This is a genomic window from Mycobacterium sp. BMJ-28 (genome assembly GCF_054404835.1).
Map to the genome: position 1 here is coordinate 4214989 of NZ_CM136783.1, position 21330 is coordinate 4236318.

Annotated in this window: 23 protein-coding genes; 6 read left to right on the forward strand and 17 right to left on the reverse strand. The window is 68.4% G+C overall.

What is annotated here, in order from left to right:
- Together ilvN and ACXPWS_RS20945 are read right to left on the reverse strand one after the other, a co-directional pair.
- Positions 1 to 507, reverse strand: coding sequence for an acetolactate synthase small subunit (ilvN, locus tag ACXPWS_RS20940; protein ID WP_458708490.1), 507 nt, complete (start codon positions 505 to 507; stop codon positions 1 to 3).
- Positions 507 to 2357 carry an acetolactate synthase large subunit gene (locus ACXPWS_RS20945; RefSeq protein WP_458708491.1) on the reverse strand — a complete coding sequence of 617 codons (1851 nt, stop codon included), beginning with the start codon at positions 2355 to 2357 and terminating at the stop codon, positions 507 to 509. Before ACXPWS_RS20945 ends, ilvN begins: the two co-directional genes overlap by 1 nt.
- A 315-nt stretch (positions 2358 to 2672) precedes the next feature.
- Here ACXPWS_RS20945 and ACXPWS_RS20950 point away from each other — a divergent pair, with 315 nt between their 5' ends.
- Positions 2673 to 3014, forward strand: a complete 342-nt coding sequence (locus tag ACXPWS_RS20950; RefSeq protein ID WP_458713628.1) for a PH domain-containing protein — start codon at positions 2673 to 2675, stop codon at positions 3012 to 3014.
- Between the two features lies 1 nt (position 3015).
- On the opposite strand, the gene ACXPWS_RS20955 is transcribed toward ACXPWS_RS20950, so the two are convergent.
- A complete protein-coding gene (locus ACXPWS_RS20955; protein ID WP_458708492.1) occupies positions 3016 to 3837 on the reverse strand; it encodes a DoxX family protein in 822 nt (273 codons plus the stop codon).
- A gap of 160 nt (positions 3838 to 3997) precedes the next feature.
- On the opposite strand from ACXPWS_RS20955, the gene ACXPWS_RS20960 reads away from it, so the two are divergent.
- On the forward strand, positions 3998 to 5128 hold the full coding sequence (locus ACXPWS_RS20960; RefSeq protein ID WP_458708493.1) for a PQQ-dependent sugar dehydrogenase: 1131 nt from the start codon (positions 3998 to 4000) through the stop codon (positions 5126 to 5128).
- Positions 5129 to 5131: 3 nt separating this feature from the next.
- On the opposite strand, the gene gatB is transcribed toward ACXPWS_RS20960, so the two are convergent.
- Entirely contained in the window at positions 5132 to 6634 is a 1503-nt protein-coding gene (gatB, locus tag ACXPWS_RS20965; protein ID WP_458708494.1) for an Asp-tRNA(Asn)/Glu-tRNA(Gln) amidotransferase subunit GatB, read from the reverse strand.
- Between the two features lie 23 nt (positions 6635 to 6657).
- Positions 6658 to 7131, reverse strand: a complete 474-nt coding sequence (locus ACXPWS_RS20970) for a MarR family winged helix-turn-helix transcriptional regulator (RefSeq protein ID WP_458708495.1) — start codon at positions 7129 to 7131, stop codon at positions 6658 to 6660.
- A 74-nt stretch (positions 7132 to 7205) separates the two neighbouring features.
- Between ACXPWS_RS20970 and ACXPWS_RS20975 the strand changes: the two genes are divergently transcribed.
- Positions 7206 to 7898, forward strand: coding sequence for an NAD(P)-dependent oxidoreductase (locus ACXPWS_RS20975; RefSeq protein ID WP_458708496.1), 693 nt, complete (start codon positions 7206 to 7208; stop codon positions 7896 to 7898).
- A 4-nt stretch (positions 7899 to 7902) separates the two neighbouring features.
- Here ACXPWS_RS20975 and ACXPWS_RS20980 read toward each other — a convergent pair whose 3' ends face one another.
- The 5 genes from ACXPWS_RS20980 to gatC all read right to left on the reverse strand — a co-directional run bounded on the left by ACXPWS_RS20980 (position 7903) and on the right by gatC (position 12636).
- Positions 7903 to 8934 (reverse strand): ATP-dependent 6-phosphofructokinase, encoded by a 1032-nt coding sequence (locus ACXPWS_RS20980; protein WP_458708497.1) that lies wholly within the window; start codon positions 8932 to 8934, stop codon positions 7903 to 7905.
- A 45-nt stretch (positions 8935 to 8979) separates the two neighbouring features.
- Complete coding sequence (locus ACXPWS_RS20985) at positions 8980 to 9645, reverse strand: response regulator (RefSeq protein ID WP_458708498.1); 666 nt, start codon at positions 9643 to 9645, stop codon at positions 8980 to 8982.
- A complete protein-coding gene (locus ACXPWS_RS20990) occupies positions 9633 to 10796 on the reverse strand; it encodes a sensor histidine kinase (protein ID WP_458708499.1) in 1164 nt (387 codons plus the stop codon). Before ACXPWS_RS20990 ends, ACXPWS_RS20985 begins: the two co-directional genes overlap by 13 nt.
- 62 nt (positions 10797 to 10858) lie before the next feature.
- Positions 10859 to 12340: an Asp-tRNA(Asn)/Glu-tRNA(Gln) amidotransferase subunit GatA gene (gene gatA, locus ACXPWS_RS20995; protein WP_458708500.1), complete on the reverse strand. Its 1482-nt coding sequence runs from the start codon at positions 12338 to 12340 to the stop codon at positions 10859 to 10861.
- Positions 12337 to 12636 carry an Asp-tRNA(Asn)/Glu-tRNA(Gln) amidotransferase subunit GatC gene (gatC, locus tag ACXPWS_RS21000; protein ID WP_458708501.1) on the reverse strand — a complete coding sequence of 100 codons (300 nt, stop codon included), beginning with the start codon at positions 12634 to 12636 and terminating at the stop codon, positions 12337 to 12339. Before gatC ends, gatA begins: the two co-directional genes overlap by 4 nt.
- A 73-nt stretch (positions 12637 to 12709) precedes the next feature.
- On the opposite strand from gatC, the gene ACXPWS_RS21005 reads away from it, so the two are divergent.
- Positions 12710 to 13369 (forward strand): ACT domain-containing protein, encoded by a 660-nt coding sequence (locus ACXPWS_RS21005; protein ID WP_458708502.1) that lies wholly within the window; start codon positions 12710 to 12712, stop codon positions 13367 to 13369.
- A gap of 3 nt (positions 13370 to 13372) precedes the next feature.
- On the opposite strand, the gene ligA is transcribed toward ACXPWS_RS21005, so the two are convergent.
- Positions 13373 to 15430, reverse strand: a complete 2058-nt coding sequence (gene ligA / locus ACXPWS_RS21010) for an NAD-dependent DNA ligase LigA (protein WP_458708503.1) — start codon at positions 15428 to 15430, stop codon at positions 13373 to 13375.
- 33 nt (positions 15431 to 15463) lie between these two features.
- On the reverse strand, positions 15464 to 16054 hold the full coding sequence (locus ACXPWS_RS21015; protein WP_458713629.1) for a class I SAM-dependent methyltransferase: 591 nt from the start codon (positions 16052 to 16054) through the stop codon (positions 15464 to 15466).
- Between the two features lie 82 nt (positions 16055 to 16136).
- On the opposite strand from ACXPWS_RS21015, the gene ACXPWS_RS21020 reads away from it, so the two are divergent.
- The gene (locus tag ACXPWS_RS21020; RefSeq protein ID WP_458708504.1) at positions 16137 to 16532 is read left to right on the forward strand and encodes an MmcQ/YjbR family DNA-binding protein; all 396 of its coding nucleotides are present in this window, start codon (positions 16137 to 16139) and stop codon (positions 16530 to 16532) included.
- Between the two features lie 21 nt (positions 16533 to 16553).
- On the opposite strand, the gene ACXPWS_RS21025 is transcribed toward ACXPWS_RS21020, so the two are convergent.
- From ACXPWS_RS21025 to ACXPWS_RS21040, 4 genes are all read right to left on the reverse strand, one after another.
- Positions 16554 to 17681, reverse strand: coding sequence for a DUF2235 domain-containing protein (locus ACXPWS_RS21025; protein WP_458708505.1), 1128 nt, complete (start codon positions 17679 to 17681; stop codon positions 16554 to 16556).
- Positions 17682 to 17735: 54 nt separating this feature from the next.
- Positions 17736 to 18647: an alpha/beta fold hydrolase gene (locus tag ACXPWS_RS21030; protein WP_458708506.1), complete on the reverse strand. Its 912-nt coding sequence runs from the start codon at positions 18645 to 18647 to the stop codon at positions 17736 to 17738.
- A gap of 62 nt (positions 18648 to 18709) precedes the next feature.
- Positions 18710 to 19321: a hypothetical protein gene (locus ACXPWS_RS21035; protein ID WP_458708507.1), complete on the reverse strand. Its 612-nt coding sequence runs from the start codon at positions 19319 to 19321 to the stop codon at positions 18710 to 18712.
- Between the two features lie 51 nt (positions 19322 to 19372).
- A complete protein-coding gene (locus ACXPWS_RS21040) occupies positions 19373 to 20386 on the reverse strand; it encodes a methionine synthase (RefSeq protein WP_458708508.1) in 1014 nt (337 codons plus the stop codon).
- A 35-nt stretch (positions 20387 to 20421) separates the two neighbouring features.
- Between ACXPWS_RS21040 and ACXPWS_RS21045 the strand changes: the two genes are divergently transcribed.
- On the forward strand, positions 20422 to 21051 hold the full coding sequence (locus ACXPWS_RS21045; protein ID WP_458708509.1) for a sensor domain-containing protein: 630 nt from the start codon (positions 20422 to 20424) through the stop codon (positions 21049 to 21051).
- A 6-nt stretch (positions 21052 to 21057) separates the two neighbouring features.
- Here the strand turns inward: ACXPWS_RS21045 and ACXPWS_RS21050 are convergent, their stop codons facing one another.
- A complete protein-coding gene (locus ACXPWS_RS21050; RefSeq protein ID WP_458713630.1) occupies positions 21058 to 21324 on the reverse strand; it encodes an ArsR/SmtB family transcription factor in 267 nt (88 codons plus the stop codon).
- Positions 21325 to 21330: the final 6 nt, after the last annotated feature.

Below are 21330 nucleotides of genomic sequence, written 5' to 3' on the forward strand. Positions count from 1 at the left end.
CTATTTCGCGGTGCCGATACCGCGCGGCCCGCGCGACAACGACACGATGCCGGACTGCACGATCTCACGAATCCCGTAGGGCTCGAGCACCCGCAGGAACGCCTCCAGTTTGGCCGGGGTGCCGGTGGCCTCGATGGTCAGGGACTCGGTGGACACGTCCACCACCTTGGCACGGAACAGATTGACCGCTTCAATCACCTGGCTGCGAGTGGCCGCGTCGGTGCGCACCTTGATCAGCGCGAGCTCCCGCGAGACCGACTGCTCCTCGTCCTGCTCGACGATCTTGATCACGTTGATCAGCTTGTTCAGCTGCTTGGTGACCTGCTCGAGGGGGAAATCCTCGACCTCGACGACGATGGTCATCCGCGACAGATGCTTCTGCTCGGTCGCGCCGACGGCCAGGCTCTGGATGTTGAACCCGCGCCGGGAGAACAGCGACGCGACGCGGGCCAGCACGCCGGGTTTGTCCTCGACGAGGACCGACAGCGTATGCGTGGAGACAGTCATCAGGCGTGCCCCTCTTCCGAGTCGAACAGCGGCCGGATCCCGCGGGCGGCCTCGATCTCGTCGTTGCTGGTTCCGGCGGCGACCATCGGCCACACCTGCGCATCCGCGCCGACCACGAAGTCGATGACCACCGGCCGGTCATTGATGGCACGGGCCTGGTTGATCACGTCCTCGACGTCTTCTTCACGCTCGCAACGCAATCCGACGCAACCCAGCGCCTCGGCCAGCTTGACGAAATCGGGGATCCGACGGCTGTGGGTGGACAGATCGGTCTGGCTGTAGCGCTTCTCGTAGAACAGCGTCTGCCACTGCCGCACCATGCCCAGGTTGCCGTTGTTGATCAACGCGACCTTGATCGGTGCACCCTCGATGGCACAGGTGGCCAGCTCCTGGTTGGTCATCTGGAAGCAGCCGTCGCCGTCGATGGCCCACACCTCGGCCTCGGGCCGGCCGAACTTGGCGCCCATGGCCGCCGGCACGGCGAATCCCATGGTGCCAAGACCGCCGGAGTTCAGCCAGGTCTTCGGGTTCTCGTACTTGACGAACTGCGCGGCCCACATCTGGTGCTGACCCACGCCGGCGACGTACAGCGCCTCGGGGCCGGCGATCTGGCCCAGCTTCTCGATGACGAACTCGGGGCTCAGGCTGCCGTCGCTCTGCGGGCCGTAGCTCAGCGGGTAGGTCGACTTGATGCTGGACAGGTACTCCCACCAGGCGTCCAGTTTCAGCGACGCCGCCGAAACACCGTCGCGGCGCAGGATCGCCAACAGCTCGGTGATGACGTTGCGGACGTCACCCACGATGGGAACGTCGGCATGCCGGTTCTTGCCGATCTCGGCCGGGTCGATGTCGGCGTGGATCACCAAGGCGCCCGGTGCAAATGACTCCAGCTTGCCGGTGACGCGGTCGTCGAAGCGGGTGCCCAGCGCGATCAGCAGGTCGGCCTTCTGCAGCGCGGCCACCGCCGACACCGCACCGTGCATACCGGGCATACCCATGTGCTGCGGGTGGCTGTCGGGGAACGCGCCGCGCGCCATCAGGGTGGTCACCACCGGGATGCCGGTCAGTTCGGCCAGGTCCATCAGCTCAGCGGTGGCCTCACCGCGGATGACGCCGCCGCCGACGTAGAGGACCGGCTTGCGGGCCGCGGCGATCAGCTTGGCGGCCTCGCGCACCTGGCGGCTGTGCGGCTTGGTGTTCGGCTTGTAGCCGGGCAGATCCATCACCGGCGGCCAGGAGAACGTGCACTGCCCCTGCAGGATGTCCTTGGGGATGTCGACGAGCACCGCGCCGGGACGTCCCGATGCGGCGATGTGGAACGCCTCGGCGATCACCCGCGGGATGTCGTCGCCGTTGCGCACCAGGAAGTTGTGCTTGGTGATCGGCATGGTCATGCCGGTGATGTCGGCTTCCTGGAAGGCATCGGTGCCGATCAGGCCGCGCCCGACCTGGCCGGTGATGGCAACCACCGGGATGGAGTCCATCTGGGCGTCGGCCAGCGGGGTGACCAGGTTGGTGGCGCCGGGACCCGAGGTGGCCATCATCACCCCGACCTTGCCGGTGGCATGGGCGTACCCGCTGGCGGCGTGGCCGGCCCCCTGCTCGTGCCGAACCAGGATGTGGCGCAACTTCAGCGAGTCGTACAGCGGGTCGTACACCGGCAGCACCGCGCCGCCGGGGATACCGAAGATCACCTCGACGCCGATCTCCTCCAGCGCGCGAACCACCGACTGGGCGCCGGTGAGTTCAACGGGCGCAACATGATTGGGCTGCGGTGCCGTCTTGGCCGGCGGCACTTGTGCGTTCGCGCGTTGGGCGGTTTCGGGGGGCCGCGTGGTGGGAGCGCTCACGGTGTCCTCTTCGTCGTGTTCGGATTGATCGGTTCTGGTCTCGGGCAACAAAAAACCCCCGTCAGCGGAAGCCGCTGTACGAGGGTTGGCGCGTCGATGCTGTTTGCTATGCCCAAGCGAGGGCCAGCGCGGCATCAACGCGCCAACCAAGTACTACGAGAATCTCGGGCTTCTGCATAACAACTGACGGTAGCCCGCGCACTGGTCAAAGGTCAAATTGCGTCGCACGGTGGCTGCGGCGCGCAGGTGCAGTGCGAAGATGGATTCGTGAGTTCCGCTCGTGCGCAGACCGACGTCGTCATCCGCATCTCCCCGATGGCCCATATCGGGGTGGGTTTCTTCACCCTGGGTCTGCTCGCCCTGATCCTGGCCTGGCCGGGCTATGCCGCGGTCCTGCTGATCATCCCGATCCTGTTGTCGGCAGCTATTTTTCGCTATCGCACGACGGCCGACCGGGACCAGGTCACCGTGCGCACACTGCTGCACAGCCGCGCGGTGCGCTGGGAACGGATCGACGGACTGCGGTTCAGCAAGAGTTCGTGGGCGCGAGCCCGACTGACCGACGGTGGCGAAATCGTGTTGCCCGCGGTGACGTTCTCCACCTTGCCGTTGCTGACCTCGGCCAGCGGGGGCCGGGTGCCCAACCCGTACGAGTGAGTCAGCCGATCGGATTGGCGCCGTTGAGCAGCACCCAGAAGCCGACGCCGACACCGATCCCGAGCAGCAGCGCCAGGAACGATCCGACGAACGGTCGGCGGGCCCAGCCGCGGCCGGCGTCCAGGCCGTAGCGCCCGGGGCCGGTCAGCGTCAGCGCCGCCGCCACCAGCACGAGGGTGACCTGATGCTCGTGCCCGGACGGCACCACGAAGCTGACGAAACTGTGGTCCGGCGCGGCTGCGATGGCGGCCACCAGCGAGTTGATCAGATAGGCCAGCGCGGCGGCGGCGGCCAGCGGGGTGAACAGTCCCAGCACCAGCAGCACTCCGGCGCCGATCTGCGCGCCGGCGGCGACGTAGGTGATGATGCCGGCGTGCTGATAGCCCAGGTCGGTCAGCGAACCCTGGAGACCACTCAGCCCCGAGCCGCCCCACCAGCCGAAGGCCTTCTGCAGGCCGTGCACGACGAGCAACACACCCAGTCCGGCGCGCAGCAGGAACAACCCCAGGTCGGTGGTGCCGCGCTTTCCGGCCAGCCGAATGCGCTGGTCGGCGTCGTGCGGTCCGATTTCCACGGGGACCGCCGGCGCGGTCGCATATGGGTTCGCCGTTTCCGGGGACACATAGGGCAGCGGTTCGGGGTCGCCGAGCAGCGAGTAGCTGGACTGCTCCGGCTTCGCGGTGCCTGCGGTGTCGTACCGCGGGATCGCCGTGGTCTCGAAGTCACCGCCGTACGTCGACGAGGGCAGGTCGTCTTCCGGGTCGACCAGCCGCGCCGACGCCGGCCGTTGCCAGTCGGTCACGTCATGGGGTTCAGCGGTCACGGTTGCCAGGGTAAGTGCAAGACACGCCGTAACACGGTATTGGCGCGGTACGAATACCTCCGTATCCACACCGATGCGCAGTCGTGACACTGCGCCGCGGGGCGCCCGGCGCGGGCACCTTCGTGGCGCGGCTGCAGATTCCATCCGTAGTCTGGCCTGCATGACACAGGGTGGGCCGACGGTGACGGCGCTCCGAGGCGCCGCGGCGCTCTGCGCGGTGCTGCTGGTGGGGTCCGGGTGCGCGCGGTTCGACGACGCCCAGTCGCAACCGTTCACCACCGAGCCACAGATGGAAGCCCCACCGTCGTCCTCGCCGCCGCCTCCCCCGCCACTGCCGGGCACGCCGTTTCCCAAGGAGTGCCCCGCCCCCGGGGTGATGCAGGGCTGCCTGGAGAGCACCAGCGGACTGATCATGGGCCCGGACAGTCAGTCGGCACTGGTGGCCGAGCGGGTCACCGGCGCCGTCAAGGACGTGTCGACGAAGGCCGAACCCAAGATCAAGGTGGTCATCCCCGTCGACCCATCCGGTGACGGCGGTCTGCTCGACATCGTGATGTCGCCCACCTACTCACAGGACCGGCTGATGTACGCCTACATCAGCACCCCGACCGACAACCGGGTGATCCGCATCGCCGACGACGATGTCCCCAAGCCGCTGCTCACCGGTATCCCCAAGGGCGCGACCGGTAATGCCGGCTCGCTGATCTTCACCAGCCCGACGACGCTGGTGGTGCAGACCGGCGATGCGGGCAACCCGGCGCTGGCCAACGACCCGGCCTCGCTGGCCGGCAAGATCCTGCGTATCGAGCAGCCCACCACCGTCGATCAGGCACCACCCACCACCGCACTGTCCGGGATGGGTGCGGCCGGTGCGATGTGCACCGATCCGGCCGACGGGTCGCTGTACATCACCGACCGGACGCCGACGGCGGACCGGCTGCAGAAGATCACCAAGGATTCCAAGGTGACCACCGTGTGGTCCTGGCCGGACCGGCCCGGGGTGGCCGGCTGCGCCGCGCTCGACGGTGCCGTGCTGGTCAACCTGGTGAACACCAAGCAGACCGTGGCCGTGCGGATGGCACCGGACACCGGCGCGGTGACCGGTGAACCCGAGGTGGTGCGCCAGGACCAGCACGGCCACGCCTGGGCGTTGGCGGTGTCGCCGGACGGCAACGTGTGGGGCGGCACGATCAACAAGACCTCCGGCGACGCCGAGAAACTCGACGACGTGGTCTTCCCGCTGTTCCCGGCGGGCGGCGGCTTCCCCCGCACCAACGCCGACAAGACGTAAGCGCTAGCTACACGCCGCGATCACCAGTTCGCGCACCCGCGCGGCGTCGGCCTGGCCCTTGGTGGCCTTCATCACCGCGCCGACGATGGCGCCCGCAGCAGCCACCTTGCCACCCCGGATCTTTTCGGCGACATCGGGATTGGCGGCCAGTGCCTCGTCGACGGCGGCCTGGATCAGCGAATCGTCGCGCACCATGACCAGTCCGCGATCGGTCATCACCTGCTCGGGATCGCCTTCGCCGGCCAGCACACCTTCGACCACCTGCCGGGCCAGCTTGTTCGACAGCTTGCCGTCGTCGACCAGCCGGACCACCGCAGCCACCTGCTTCGGCGTGATCGGCAGTGCGTCCAGCTCCACCCCGGTTTCGTTGGCCTTCTGCACCAGGAAGTTGCCCCACCACGCGCGCGCGGCCTCACTGGCGGCGCCGTGGGCGACGGTGGCCGCGACCAGATCGATGGCGCCGTTGTTCACCAGGTCGCGCATCACCTCATCGGAGATACCCCAGTCCTGCTGAATGCGCTTGCGCGCCAACCACGGAAGCTCGGGGATGGTGGTGCGCAACCGGTCCACCAGTTCGGCGCTGGGGGCGACCGGCTCCAGGTCCGGCTCCGGGAAATAGCGGTAGTCCTGGGCGGTTTCCTTACTGCGTCCGGGCGTCGTGTGCCCGGACTCGTGAAAGTGCCGGGTCTCCTGGGTGACGGTGCCCCCGGAGGTCAGCACCGCCGCCTGGCGGCGCATCTCGTAGCGCACCGCCACCTCGACACTCTTGAGCGAGTTGACGTTCTTGGTCTCGGTGCGGGTACCGAATTCGTTGGCGCCCTTGGGTTTCAGTGACACGTTGGAGTCACACCGCATCGACCCCTGATCCATCCGCACATCGGAGACACCAAGGGCGCGCAGCAGATCGCGCAGCGCGGTGACATAGGCGCGGGCGATCTCGGGGGCCCGCTCACCGGTGCCCTCGATGGGCCTGGTGACGATCTCGACCAACGGCACCCCGGCGCGGTTGAAATCGGCAAGCGACGTGGTGGCCCCGGAGATCCGGCCGGTGTCGCTCCCGAGATGGGTCAGCTTGCCGGTGTCCTCTTCCATGTGCGCGCGCTCGATCTCGACACGGAAGGTGGTGCCGTCGTCCAGCGGCACGTCGAGGTAGCCGTCGACGGCGATCGGCTCGTCGTACTGCGAGATCTGGTAGTTCTTGGGCTGGTCGGGGTAGAAGTAGTTCTTCCGCGCGAACCGGCCCCACGGCGCGATATCGCAGTTGAGCGCCAGCCCGATCCGGATCGCGGACTCGACGGCGGCCTCGTTGAGCACCGGCAGCGCACCGGGCAGACCCAGACAGACCGGGCACACCTGGGTGTTGGGCTCGGCACCGAATGCGTTGGCGCAGCCGCAGAACATCTTGGTGGCGGTCGACAGCTCGACGTGTACCTCCATACCCATCACGGGTTCGAAGGCGGCGAGGACCTCGTCGTAATCGAGGAGTTCGGCGGTATCGACAGACATGGCAGTGATCCTAGTGGGGCCGGTCAGGCCAATTTCGGGTGCACGCCGGGAGTGAGACCGGCCGCCGCGGACAGCCGCTGCAGGGCCCGCAGCAGTATCGCCCGCTCGTCGACCGACAGCGGTGCACTGACTTCGTCCTCCAGCTCACCCACCACCCGGTCCAGCGCGGGCAGCACCGCGCGGGCCCGGTCGGTCAGCGATACGGCGAACGCCCTGCGGTCAGCGGGATGGGTGCGGCGTTCGACCAGCCCCTCGGACTCCAGGGCGTCGATGAGCGACACCATCACGTTGCGGTGCAGCCCCAGGCGAGCCGCCAACTCGCGCTGGGACAGACCGTCGGTGCCGGCCAGCGTCAGCAGCACCGCGACGGCCCGCGGCCGAATACCCAACGGCTCCAGACGGCTCCGGAAGCTGTCGGCGGCATGCGCGCCCAACTGCGAGAGCAGGAATGGGATGCGCTGGTCGAGGGCGGCAATGCCGGGCGATTCATCGGCCATCCACGGAATATTAGCACCATGCATGATTGTCACTTATAGTGATCATCACATCTAGTGACTATATGGAGGACATCATGCGGCTCGTCATCTTCGGCGCCAACGGCGGTACCGGCCGTCAACTCACCCGGCTGGCACTGGCCGCCGGGCACGACGTCGTCGCAGTCACCCGGGCGCCCGCGAACTTCCCGGTCACCGGCCCCGGACTCACCGTGGCGGGCGCTGACGTGCGGGACGCCGCGGCCGTGGCGAGGGTGGTCGGCGGGGCGGACGCGGTGCTGTCCACCCTCGGTGTCACCTTCACCCGGGAACCCGTGGACACCTATTCGCTGGGGCTGACCAACATCGTCGCGGCGATGCGCGCACACGGTGTCACCCGATTGGCCGTCGTCAGCTCCAGCGCCATCGCCGAGTACCCCGGTCGAACCGGCACACCGCTGTCGCTGCGACTGGTCCAGCCGGTGATCAGCAATATCTTCGGCAAGACGCTGTATGCCGACATGCGCCGCATGGAGGCCATCGTCGCCGCCAGCGGTCTGGACTGGACGATCGTGCGCCCCTCCGGGCTATTCGACCTTCCGTACGTCACCGAATATGTTGGTGGGCAACAGGACCCGGTCGGAGCCTTCACGTCGCGCACCGACCTGGCCGACTACCTGCTCAGGCTGGCCACCACCCCGCTGCCGGGCGCGACGGTCACCATCTCGACCACCGTGGACACCCCGTCGATGTGGCAGCTGCTGCGCCGCGAGGCGTTCAAGAGCGCCTGACAGGTCAGCCGAAGAAGTCGGCGGCGTCGTCGTAGCGGCTCTGCGGTACCAGTTTGAGCTGGCGGGTGGCATCGGCCAGCGACACCCGGCCGATGTCCTGGCCGCGCAGCGACACCATCGTGCCGTACTCCCCGGCATGCGCGGCGTCGGCGGCGTTCACCCCGAACCGGGTGGCCAGCACCCGGTCATACGCCGTCGGGGTGCCACCGCGCTGGACGTGACCGAGCACCGTGGTGCGGACCTCCTTTTTGATCCGCTTCTCGATCTCGACGCCGAGTTGGTGTGCCACCCCGGTGAATCTCACATGCCCGAATTCGTCGATACCGCCGTCACGCAACTGCATCGATCCCTCGGCGGGTTTGGCGCCCTCGGCCACCACGCAGATGAAATGCGAGTCGCCGCGGACGAACCGCTGTTTGATCAGCCGGCAGACCTCCTCGACGTCGAACGGCTGCTCGGGGATCAGCGTCATGTGCGCACCCGAGGCCAGGCCCGCATTCAACGCGATCCACCCGGCGTGCCGGCCCATCACCTCGACCAGCATGACGCGCTGATGCGACTCGGCGGTGCTGTGCAGCCGGTCGATGGCATCACTGGCAATCTGCAGGGCCGTATCGTGACCGAACGTCACGTCGGTGCAATCGATGTCGTTGTCGATCGTCTTCGGCACCCCCACCACGGGCACGTTCTCCTCCGACAGCCAGTGCGCCGCCGTCAGCGTGCCCTCGCCACCGATCGGGATCAGCACGTCGATGCCGTTGTCCTCCATCGTCTGCTTGATCTGGTCCAGCCCGGCCCGCAGCTTGTCCGGGTTGACCCGCGCAGTGCCGAGAATGGTGCCGCCCTTGCCGAGCAACCGATCGTTGCGGTCGTCATTGGCAAGCTGGATGCGACGGTCCTCGAGCAGCCCGCGCCAACCGTCGAGGAACCCGACGACCGAGGAGTTGTACCGGACGTCGCACGTCCGCACGACGGCCCGAATGACCGCATTCAGGCCGGGACAATCGCCACCACCGGTCAGCACTCCGATTCGCATGGCCTAGATCCTGCCAGCTTCGCCCGGCCGCGGCGCGCCTGGGATTCAGGGCGCGAACGGCGACACCAGCCCGGTGTCATAGGCCATCACGACGGCCTGGGCACGGTCACGCAGTCCGAGTTTCGCGAACACCTTGCCGACGTGCGTCTTCACCGTCTCCTCGGAGACGAACAACTCGGCGGCGATCTCGGCATTGGACATGCCGCGCGCCATCAGATGCATCACCTCGGTCTCCCGGCGGGTGAGCAGGGCCAATTCATCGGGCGACCGCCGCGGCGTGCCGGGCCAGGTGACCAGTTCGGCGATCATCCGTCGCGTCACCGACGGTGCGAGCAGAGCTTCCCCGGCGGCGATGACCCGTACCGCCCGGATCAACTCCTCGGCGGGAGCGTCCTTGAGCAGGAACCCGCTGGCTCCGGCCCGCAGAGCGGCATAGACGTACTCGTCGATATCGAAGGTGGTCAGCATCAAGACCTTCGACGTCGTCCGGGCCAGGATCTCCCGGGCGGCATCCAAGCCGTTCATCTCCGGCATCCGGACATCCATCAGCACCACATCGGGGACGAGCTCACGCACCGCGCGCACCGCATCCCGCCCGTTGGCCGCATCACCGAGCACCCGGATATCGTCCTGCGCCGCCAGCAGCGCCCCGAACCCCTGCCGGACCATCGCCTGATCGTCGGCGATGAAGGTGGTGATCAGGCCGGACATCCCGCCACGGTAGCCGGGACCGCCGGCAGATAGGCCCACACCACGAACTCGTCGTCGTCGGCGTGCACCGCGACCATGCCACCGACCGCGGCGGCCCGTTCCCGCATGCCGGAGATACCGAGCCCGGGCTCGGGCGCCGGCCACGGTGCGGTCGCCGCCAGCCGGTTGCGGATCTCGATCCCCACCCCGTCCACGGTGATGCTGATATCGGCGGCCACCAGGCATCCCGCGGCGTGCCGGGACGCATTGGCCAGACACTCCTGCACGATCCGGTATGCCGCCGCCCCGATCAGTTCACCCACCAATGTGGTCGACCCGTCGATCTGCCAGGTCAGGGGCACGCCGGCCCGCTGCGTCGCGGCGAACAACGCGGGCAGATCGGTGACGGCCGGAGCGGGGGCCAACTCGGCCACGTCGGTATCGCTGCGCAGCACCCCGAGCAGACCGCGGATCTCGTTGAGTGCCTGACGGCCGGTCGCGGCAATGGTCTCGAACTCGGTCTGCAGCCGCGGCGGCACGTCGGCGTGCCGGTACGGCGCGGTCTGCGCCGACACCACCACCATCGACATGTGGTGCGCGACGACATCATGCAGATCGCGGGCGATCCTCGTACGTTCTTGGAGCACCGTGCGGCGGGCCCGCTCCAGATCGCTCTCCTCCTCCAGCCGGGCGACCTGGCGGCGCGACAACACCAGCCCGCGCACCAGCACCACGCCGAACACGATGGCCGTGACACCGAACGCCCAGCCGGCGTCCGCCTCGGCCGGCATGGCGATCAGGAACAGCACCGCCGACGCCCCCCATACCTTGAGCACCACCGGCAGTGGCCTGGTCCACGCCACCGCGACGATGAGCACCAGCAACACGATCAAGTGCACCACCTGCCACGGGTAGCTCCAGCCCGGCAGCCGATCGAAGAACAGCGGAATCGCCACCGCCGCGCCGGCCGAAATCAACCATCCCAGAAGGGGATTGATCGTGATCAGCAGCAGAGGCCAGGCCGCCAGCGCGGCGACGATGGGCGCCAGCGCCGCGGGAACCTGATGGGTCAGAAACAGCGTCGGCCAGCCGACCGCGTACAGGATCGCGGTGATGATCACCACCAGCCAGGTGCGCCAGTGCCAGCTCTTGAATGCCGTCGGTCTGTCCACCGCCTGAATGTTAGGGCGGATCGACCGCGCAGCACTCCCCCTGCAGGGTGATTTCCGGACGCCTAGACCGCCGCGGGCAGGTCCCCGCGGGCCGCCTCGTAGGCCGCACCGACCCGATAGAGCCGATCGTCGGCCAGCGCCGGGGCCATGATCTGCAGGCCCACCGGCAGCCCGTCATCGGCTGACAGCCCGGACGGCACCGACATCCCGCAGTGCCCGGCCAGGTTCAGCGGCAAGGTGCACAGATCGAACAGGTACATGGCCAACGGATCGTCGACCTTCTCCCCCAGCCGGAACGCCGTGGACGGCGTGGTCGGGGTGACCAGGACGTCGACGCTCTGGTAGGCCCGGTCCAGGTCGCGCGCGATCAGCGTGCGCACCTTCTGGGCCTGGTTGTAATACGCGTCGTAGTAGCCCGCCGACAACGCGTAGGCACCGATCATGATGCGGCGCTTGACTTCTGGCCCGAAACCGGCGGCGCGGGTGAGCGCCATCACCTCTTCGGCGCTGTGCGTGCCGTCGTCGCCGACACGCAAGCCGTAACGCATGGCGTCGAAGCGGGCCAGGTTGCTCGACACCTCCGACGGAAGGATCAGATAGTAGGCCGCCAACGCATGCTCGAAATTCGGGCAGTCCACCTCACTCACCTCGGCGCCCAAGGCGGTGAGCTGCTCGACGGCGGCGTTGAACGAGGCCAGCACGCCGGCTTGATAGCCCTCACCGCGCAACTGCTTGACGACGCCGACCCGCACACCCTTGAGGTCGCCGGACGCACCGGCCTTCGCCGCGCCCACCACATCGGGCACCGCGGCGTCGATCGACGTGGAATCGCACGGGTCGTGGCCCGCGATCACCTGGTGCAGCAGCGCGGTGTCGAGCACCGTGCGCGCGCACGGCCCACCCTGATCCAGGGACGACGCGCACGCGATGAGCCCGTACCGGCTCACCGTGCCGTAGGTGGGTTTGACCCCCACGGTCGCGGTGAGGGCCGCCGGCTGCCGGATCGACCCGCCGGTATCGGTGCCGATGGCCAGCGGGGCCTGGAACGCCGCGAGCGCCGCGGCGCTTCCGCCACCGGAGCCGCCGGGCACCCGATCGACGTCCCACGGGTTGCGGGTGGGGCCGTACGCCGAGTTCTCGGTCGAGCTGCCCATCGCGAACTCGTCCATGTTGGTCTTGCCCAGGATCGGGATGCCGGCCGCGCGCAGCTTCGCGGTGACCGTCGCGTCGTACGGCGACCGCCAGCCCTCCAGGACCTTGGAGCCGGCCGTGGTCGGCGCGTCGACGGTGGTGAAGACATCCTTGAGCGCCAGCGGCACACCGGCCAACGACGAGGGCAGCCGCTCACCGGCGGCGACCTTGCGGTCCACCTCGGCGGCCGCGTCGAGGGCCTGCTCGGCGCCGACATGCAGGAAGGCGTGGTAGCGGTCGTCGGTCGCCGCGATCTGATCCAGATGCGCCTGGGTCACCTCGGTGGAGGTGACGTCCCCGGCGGCGATCTTGGCGGCCAGCGTGGCGGCATCCGCGCGAATGAGGTCGGTCACTCTGCTTCTCCCAGGATGCGGGGCACGGCGAAGCGCCCGTCTTCGGTGCGCGGCGCGGCCGCCAGGGCCTCGTCCTGCGTGAGGCTCGGCACCACCTCGTCGGCCCTGGTGACGTTCACGCTCTTCAACGGATTGTCGGTGGCTTCGACGCCGGTCACGTCGACGGATTGGATCTGGCCGACGTGGGCCAGGATGGCATCGAGTTGACCGGCGAAACTGTCCAACTCGCCATCGGTGAGGGCGAGCCGGGCCAGCCGCGCAAGGTGGGCTACCTCGTCCCGAGAGATCTGTGACACGACAAAGCAGCCTAGTCGCTGTGCCCAGGCTCAAGATTCGCCGCTCCCCGGCGGCTGTGACAAGGTGTTGCGCGTGCCGTCATATCTGCTGCGGGTCCAGCTGGAGGACCGACCGGGCAGCCTCGGCTCGCTGGCCGTCGCGCTCGGCTCGGTGGGCGCCGACATCCTGTCCCTGGACGTGGTCGAGCGCGCGGCGGGCTACGCGATCGACGATCTGGTGGTCGAGCTGCCCGCCGGTGCGATGCCCGATTCGCTGATCACCGCGGCCGAACACATCCAGGGTGTGTATGTCGACAGCATCCGCCCGCACACCGGATTGCTGGAAGCCCACCGCGAACTCGAGCTGATCGACCAGATCGCCGCGGCCGGCGACCGGCAGGACAAGCTGCGGGTGCTGGCCGACGAGGCGCCGAAAGTGCTTCGGGTGGGCTGGTGTTCGGTGCTGCGCCTGCGCGACGGCGGGGTGGACACCGTCGTCGGGAGTCCGAGCGCACCCGAGACGCACGCCCAAACCGCGCCCTGGCTGCCGATCGAGCATGCCGCCGTTCTGGACGGTACGGCGAACTGGGTGCCTGCGGTCTGGCGCAATATCGACACCACGCTGGCCGCCGCTCCCCTGGGCGATCACGGCACCGCCGTGCTGCTGGGCCGACCGGGTGGGCCGGCGTTCCGGCCGTCCGAGGTCGCCCGGCTGGGCTATCTGGCCGGGATCGTCGCCACCATCCTGCGCTGACGGTCAGGCGCCGTCGGGCCCGTTTTCCAGCAGCCGGCGGAAACCGTCCTCATCGAGGATCGGCACACCGAGTTCGACGGCCTTGTCATATTTGGATCCCGGTGCATCCCCGGCAACCACATACGACGTCTTCTTCGACACCGAACCGGCGGCCTTCCCGCCACGGACCAGGATGGCCTCCTTGGCCTCGTCACGTGAGAAGCCGGTCAGCGAGCCGGTCACCACGATCGACAGGCCCTCCAGGGTGCGCTCGACACCCGCCGCACGTTCGTCGGCCATCCGCACCCCTGCCGCACGCCACTTCTCGACGATGGCACGGTGCCAGTCCACGGTGAACCACTCGATCACCGCGGCGGCGATGGTCGGCCCGACACCCTCGACGGCGGCCAGTTGTTCCTCGGAGGCCTCCATCACCGCATCCAAGCTGCCGAACTCCCCGGCCAGGGCCCGCGCGGCGGTCGGCCCGACATGGCGGATGGACAGCGCGACGAGCACCCTCCACAGTGGCTGGGATTTGGCCTTGCCCAGGTTGGCCAGTAATCGTTTACCGTTGGCGGACAGCTCTTTTGCCTTGGTGGTGAACAGGTCGGTACGCAACAGATCGTCGGCGGTCAGGGTGAACAGATCGCCTTCGTCCTCGATCACGCCGGCCTGCAGCAGGGCGATCGCCGCCTCGTAGCCGAGGCCCTCGATGTCGAACGCGCCGCGTCCCGACACATGGAAAACCCGCTCGCGCAACTGCGCCGGACAGCTGCGGGTGTTCGGACAGCGGATATCGGCGTCACCCTCCTTGGCCGGGGCTAGCGTGGTACCGCACTCGGGACATGTTGTCGGCATGACGAATTCACGTTCGGTGCCGTCGCGCAGGTCGACCACCGGCGCCAGCACCTCGGGGATGACGTCGCCGGCCTTGCGGATCACCACCGTGTCGCCGATCAGCACACCCTTGCGTTTGACCTCCGAGGCGTTGTGCAGGGTGGCCAGTCCGACGGTGGACCCGGCCACCTTGACCGGCTCCATGTAGGCGAACGGGGTGACCCGGCCGGTGCGGCCGACGTTGACCCGGATGTCGAGAAGTTTCGTGGTCACTTCCTCGGGCGGGTATTTGTAGGCCACCGCCCAGCGCGGTGCGCGTGAGGTGGAGCCCAGCCGGCGTTGCAGCCCGACCTGGTCGACTTTGACCACCAGGCCGTCGATCTCGTGTTCGACGTCATGGCGGTGTTCACCCCAGTAGGCGATCCGTTCGGCCACCGCGGCGATGCCCTGCACCCGCGTCGTATGGGTGGACACCGGCAGTCCCCACGCCCCGAGTGCCCGGTACGCGTCGTGCAGGGAGGCGAACGTCGCGCCGTCCACCAGGCCCAGGCCGTGACAGATCATCCGCAGCCGGCGGCGGGCGGTCACGGCGGGGTTCTTCTGCCGCAGCGATCCCGCGGCACTGTTGCGCGGGTTGGCGAATGGCGGTTTACCCTCGGCGACCAGGCCGGCGTTGAGGTCCTCGAAGTCGGCGACCCGGAAGAACACCTCACCGCGCACCTCGAGCACCGCGGGCAGCGGGAACTCCTCGGACTCGGTGAGCCGTTCGGGGACATCGGCGATGGTGCGCGCGTTGAGGGTGACGTCCTCGCCGGTGCGGCCGTCACCGCGGGTCGCCGCGCGCACCAGCCGGCCATCGCGGTAGACCAGCGCCAATGCCACGCCGTCGATCTTGAGCTCGCACAGATACTCGGTGTTCTCACCGGTCTCGGCGCTGATCCGGGCGGCCCAGGCGGACAGCTCATCGCTGTCGAACACGTTGTCCAACGACAACATTCGTTCCAGGTGATCAGCGGAGGCGAAGTCGGTGGCGAACCCCGCGCCGCCGACCAGCTGGGTGGGCGAATCGGGGGTGCGCAGCTCGGGATGCGCCTCCTCCAGGGCTTGCAATTCGCGCAGCAGGGTGTCGAACTCGGCATCGGAGACGATCGGCGCGTCTTTGACGTAGTAGCGGAACTGATGTCCGCGCACTTCCTCGGCGAGTTCCTGCCAGCGGCCACGCACCTCAGAGTCGGATGAGCTCACCTGAGTGAGGCTAGTCGAGCCCGCCGACAGGGTTTACGGCGTCGGCCACAGCCGGAACCGCACCACGTCACGCCACGTGGTGCCTTCGACGCCCTGCAGCACGAAGCCGTGCGGCTCGACCAATTCGCGCAGGGTCTGCACGCTTTGGCGGTCCGGATCGGGGAACGCCTCGACGAACACCAGCAGGCCACCCGGGCGCAGCACCCGCTCCAGCCCGCGGATGCAGACCTCCTTGTCGGGTACCTCGCCCAGCACGGCGGCCAGGAAAGCGACATCGAAGGTGTCGTCGGGGAACGGCAGCCCGGCGGCCGCATCCCCGGAGTGCAGGGCGACGTTGCGGCAGCCGGCGGCCTGCACCGCCCGCCGCGCCTTCTCCAGCATCTGCGGCTGAAGGTCGAACAGGTGCAGCCGCCCGTCGGGCAACCGCTTGGCGATCTCGGCGCTGAAGAAGCCCGGACCGGGACCGACCTCGAGCACCCGCTCGGTACCGTCGAGCATCAGTGCGTCGATCACCGCGCCGGGCCGGCCGATGACGCGCCGGATGGGGTTGTTCAGGAAAATCGACGCCCAGTGCGGGTACGGGAAGTCACCGGCCCTGCGGGTCTGGCGTATCACGGTGTCCAGCCACGATGTCGGCATCACGGTCCTCCTATCTGCGTAGATAAGGGCAGCCTAACTGAATTTCGAGCTGGATAGACTGCTACCCGTGCCGCACCCTGTGATGTTCACCGACGACGATTTCGGGCTGGCCGAGGTGCGCACGATCGCCCTGGACTTCCCCGAGGCCTACGAGAAGATCTCCTGGGGCAGGCCGGTGTTCTGCGCGCCGAAGATGTTCGCCATGTACGGCGGCAACCGCAAGGGCGACGACGGCATGGTCGGCTACCCGCATTCGGTGCTGATCAAGGTCGACGAATCCGATCGCCGGGCACTGGATCAGGACCGCCGGTTCTTCTTCCCGGCCTACATGGGGCCATTCGGCTGGCTGGGATTGGACCTGACGGTGGGGAAGGTGGACTGGGACGAGGTGCGCGAACTGATCGACGCGTCGTTCCGGTTGGTGGCGCCGAAGAAACTGATCCGCCGCCTCGACGAGCGTTGACCCGCGGCGCCACACGACATCTCAGAGGCGGACTTCCTCCGTGCGGCACGCCGGTTCGCCACGCACTTCGGTCACCCGATGGTCGCTTCGTTGCAGGTACTGCAGGAGTCCGTCCGGCGCATAGCCCGCCACGCGACATTGCCGCGACACCGCGCTCGAGGCGACGGATTCGTGGCCGTCCCTGGCATCGCCGATCTTTCGCCGAAACGGGGCGATCCACTGATAGAGGCCCTTACGCGAATCATCGAACGTTCCGGTGAGGTCCGGCGCCACGCAGATCAGCGCGGCACGGGCCTGCTCGGCGCTCAGCTGAGCGGCACCCGGCGGCGGGCAGTCGGAGAACGCGTCATCCCGGTACCGGAGGCCACAGCCGCGCGCCCGGTCGGCCATCCACAGCAACGAGATATCGCTGAGCTTGCTTTCGGGATTGCCGCCGCCGATATCGCAATGCACGCCGCTGAACCAAACCTGTTCGACTACTTGGTTTCTGGGAGCGGGTCGCTGTTGGGTCCAGAGTGCGGGCCGGAACGGGCCCCGCTGTTCGTCGATCGAGACGGCGTGGAACGCGGCTTCGACGATGCTGCTGAGGTCCGTGTCGTGGAATTGCCAGCGCCTGTTCAGCCAGCTGGCCACATGCAGTCCGTCGACGGGAACACCCAACGCGCCCACGGTGTCCCACACGCCGATGAACCGGATGTTCGGCTCGTAGGAGTAGGAGCGCCGGAATATGGCGGCCGACAGACTGCGCGGATGCCTGTTCCGGTCACGGTACAGCTTGTAGGCCTCGTCGATGCGATGCTCTTCCTGCGGACGCAGAATTCCGCAGTTGCGCACGAATCCGACCGTACTGCGGGCAGTGAACGCGCCGCGGCTGAATCCGAAGAAGTAGAGCCGGTCGCCGGGTTCGTAGTTCTGCACCAGGAAGCGGTAGGTGTCGCGGACGTCCCGTGACAAGCCGTAGCCGAAGGCGCCGCCGCGCAAACGCTCGCGCGGGCCGGAACCCACCCCGCGGTGATAGAAGACTCGTTGCTCCCGCCCACCCTGATCCGCATCGGCGACCGCGAGCGCGGTTTTGACGACGTTCGTCGGGCTCTTCTGGTCGGGAGTGTTCCAGGTACCGTCGCAGCACACGACGAGACTTTTCGACATACGTCCACCATCGACGAGCGACGAACGGGGACGATGAGTAGTCCGGTACCCGACCTAAGCCGGGTTGTCCGCGTCGGCACCCAAGGTCAAGAACGTGCGCAGCCGGTCCAGCACCAATTCCGGGCGCTCCTCGATGATCCAGTGCCCGGCCCCGGGAACGAGTTCGAGATCGAAGTTGCTGCAGTGCTCGGGCAGCACCCGCAACAACTCCGGGGTCAGCACCGAATCCTCGGTCCCGTGCAGCCAGCGCACCGGCACGGTGACGTGGTGGTGGTCGAACTCACCGCGCATCCACCGGGACGCCTCGCGGGTCTGGAAGGTGCGGTACCACTTCGAGCCGGCCAGCGCGTAGGCCGGCCGGGACATGCACGCCCGGTAGAAGTCCATGTCCTCCGGAGGCGTCACGTAGTCGCCGCCCACCCAGGAGCCCAGCAGCCGGAAGAACCGCATCTTCGGGTCGGCGATCACCCGCGGCCCGATCACCGGCAGCAGCATCGGGATCTGGTACCACATCCGCCACAGGTTGGCGAAGGCCTTGAGGTCTCGCTTGAGCCAGGGCACGGCGGTGTTGATACCCATGAACGACGCCACCTTCTCCGGGTGCCGCAGCATGAAGATGGTGGCGACCGGGCCGCCCCAGTCGTGGGCGACCAGCCGGACCGGGCCGACGCCGAGGCGGTCCACCACGGCGGCCAGATCGTCGGCCAGGTCGTTCTTGAAATAGCGGTCCCCCGGCGGCGTCGAACTCCAGCCGGCCCCGCGCAGGTCCGGGCACAGCACCCGGTAACCGTCCGCGGCCAGTGGCTCGATGTGCCGGCGCCATTCCCACCAGTTCTGCGGGAAGCCGTGTACCAGCATCACCGGCGGTCCGTCTGCCGGACCGGCCTCGGCGACGTGAATCGTCACGCCGTTGCCGAGGTCGAGGTAGCGGTGCTGCACGCCGGGAAGATCGGGCGGGTTCTCCATGGGTACAACCTACGTTATCCAGTACCGCCGGTATCGGGTGATGGCCGATTCGGCCGAAATCGTCAGCGCAGCGCGAGGCCGGAGGCCGCCTTGGCGGCGCGGGCCTGCCGATAGCCCAGTGCCGCGCCGCCGAGCGGAATGAGCACCAGACCTGCGAGACCGAACCATGAGGTCATCGGCTGGCCGGGCCGCACGGAGTCCCAGTCGTGCCGGGCCGACAGTTCCACCGGCGCGGCCGGCGCAACGGCCGACTGCGGGATGCCCATCGGCGCGGGCACCGGCACCACCACCGGCGGCGGTGACACGTCGGGCTGCGGCGCCGAGACGATGGCGGGCGCCGGCGCCGGGGCGGGTTGGCGCCCGTTGCCGAATGTCACCTTGGGAGCGACGAAAACCGGTGCCGGCGCGCGCATCTTCGAACCGGAGGACGGCTGCGGCGCATTGACTGTGGGGGCGCTGCTGGTGTCGGCGCGGCCGAGATCATTGCGGGGTCCTTGGTTGCGGACGCGATCATTGCCACCGCGGTCGCCACGCTGACCTCCCCGATCATGTCCGGAAGGTGAGCCCGAATCACCCGGCCGGGCCATCGCCTCTGCCGCCGTCGGCCCACCGACCAGTACAAATGCGGCCAGCGCGGTGGCGCCGGCCGCTACTGCCCGCTTCGCTCGATCCACTGGACCCCCCACCGTCGGCATCTCACCATACTGCGAACCGATGTTTGCGGGCTAGATTGCGTCAGGATCCTGCGCCAGCCGATCCGCGGCATCCTGAACGAGGCCCAGTGCCGTGCGTGCCCAGTCGGCGGTGGCGCCGGCCAGACCGCACGCGGGAGTGATGCCGATCCGCTCACGCAGGACCGCGCGCGGAAATCCCAGCCGGTCGGTGACCTTCGCGGCCGCGGCGGCCACCTGCTCGGGTGTCGGCGCGGTGGCCGGTGCGGTCGCCGGGAGCACGCCGAGCAGCACGGTGCGCCCGGATTCCACGAACTCCCCGATACCGTCCAGATCGGCTGCGCTGAGCACCGCGACATCGACGGCGACTGCATGAATCATGCTGTGCTGCAGAACTTTCCATGGAATATCCGGTGCGCAGCAGTGCACCAGCACCTCGCCGCCGACCCGCTGGGCGCATTCGTCGAGCAACGCGCCCGCCACCGGGCCGTCGACCGGATGTACCGGCGACAGGCTCGTCACCCCGGTCAGCCGGCCGGCCAGCGCCACGGGCAGCGACGGCTCGTCGAACTGGACGACCACCTCGGCACCGATACGGCGGGCAACGTCGGCGCGATGCGCGGCGACCCCTTCGGCCAGCGAGCCGGCCAGATCCCGCATGGCGCCGGAGTCGGTGATGGCGCGGTGCCCGTTGGGCAACTCCAACTGGGCGGCCAGCGTGATCGGACCGGGCACCTGCACCTTCACGGTGCGGCCCTGGGTGCCGCGCAGGCCGGCCTTCTCCCAGGCCTCCTCCAGCGCGTCGAGATCCTCGTCCAGCAGGCTGACCGCGCGGCGCAGTGCGGCGCTGCGACCGGGGGTGATGCGGTAGGCGCGCGGCGCGGTGTCGATGCCGATGTCGACCAGCAGCGCACCGGCCCGGCCGATCAGATCGGCGCCGATTCCGCGTGCCGGCAGTTCGGCCAGGTGCGGCAGCGCGTGCAGTTCGCCGACGATCACCTCGGCCGCCACGCGTGCAGAGGTGCCCGGCCAGGATCCGATACCGCTCGCGGTGGCGAAAATACTCACGCCGCCAACAGTATTCGATGGGTTAACCTGCAGGAATGCGGGGCTTGACGATGGCGGTGGCAGTGCTGCTGCTGGCCGGCTGCTCGCAGACCGTCGCAGGTGAGGCCCGCCGGGCGGTGCCCGGTCTGGATGATGCGTCGCGCTCCCCCGTCGACGTCGAGGCGGTGATCCTGGACCAATCGCGGATGCGCGCCCTCACCGGCGCCGGTGAGCATCTCAGCATCATCCCGTCGATGGACGGCAAGTTGCCGGTGGACATCGACGGGCTCGCCACGACGGTGCCACCCGTGTGCGGCTGGCTGTTCGCCGAGACACAGACCTTCGGCGCCGAGGTGGAGGAGTTCCACAAGACCACGTTCCAGAATCCGCCTGCCGGCGGCCTGATCTCCGAAGCGGTGGCCGCCTACCGTGACGAAGCCACCGCGCACCGGGCGTTCACCGATCTGGCCGGGCGGATCTACGACTGCGCCGAGACGTCGGAAGGGGCACTGCTGGTCGGGCAGGTCACCGGGACCGCGGACACCGTGCAGACCCGGGCACCGGGTGACTGCGCGCGGGACTACCGGGTGAAGTCGGTGGTACTCGCCGAGGTGACGGCCTGCCGGTTCTCGCGGTCGATCCCGGACCTGGTGATGACCAATCTGCTGGCCAACGTGCCGGGTTGAGCCGGGTCAGGACTCCTCGACGTACGCACGCAACCGGTCCAGCGCGTGGTCCCAGCGCTGCGAGAGTGCAGTGAGGTACGCACTGGCCTCGGCCAGCGGAACCGGCTGGATGCGCCAGATCCGTTCCCGCCCCTGCCGACTGCTGGTCACCAGTCCCACCGCTTCCAGCAACAGCAGATGCTTGGTGGCCGCTTGCCGGGTCACCGAGATCACCTGTGTCACTTGAGCGGTCGAGCACGGACCGGAATCGCAGAGTTGCACGACGATGCGCAGTCGGTC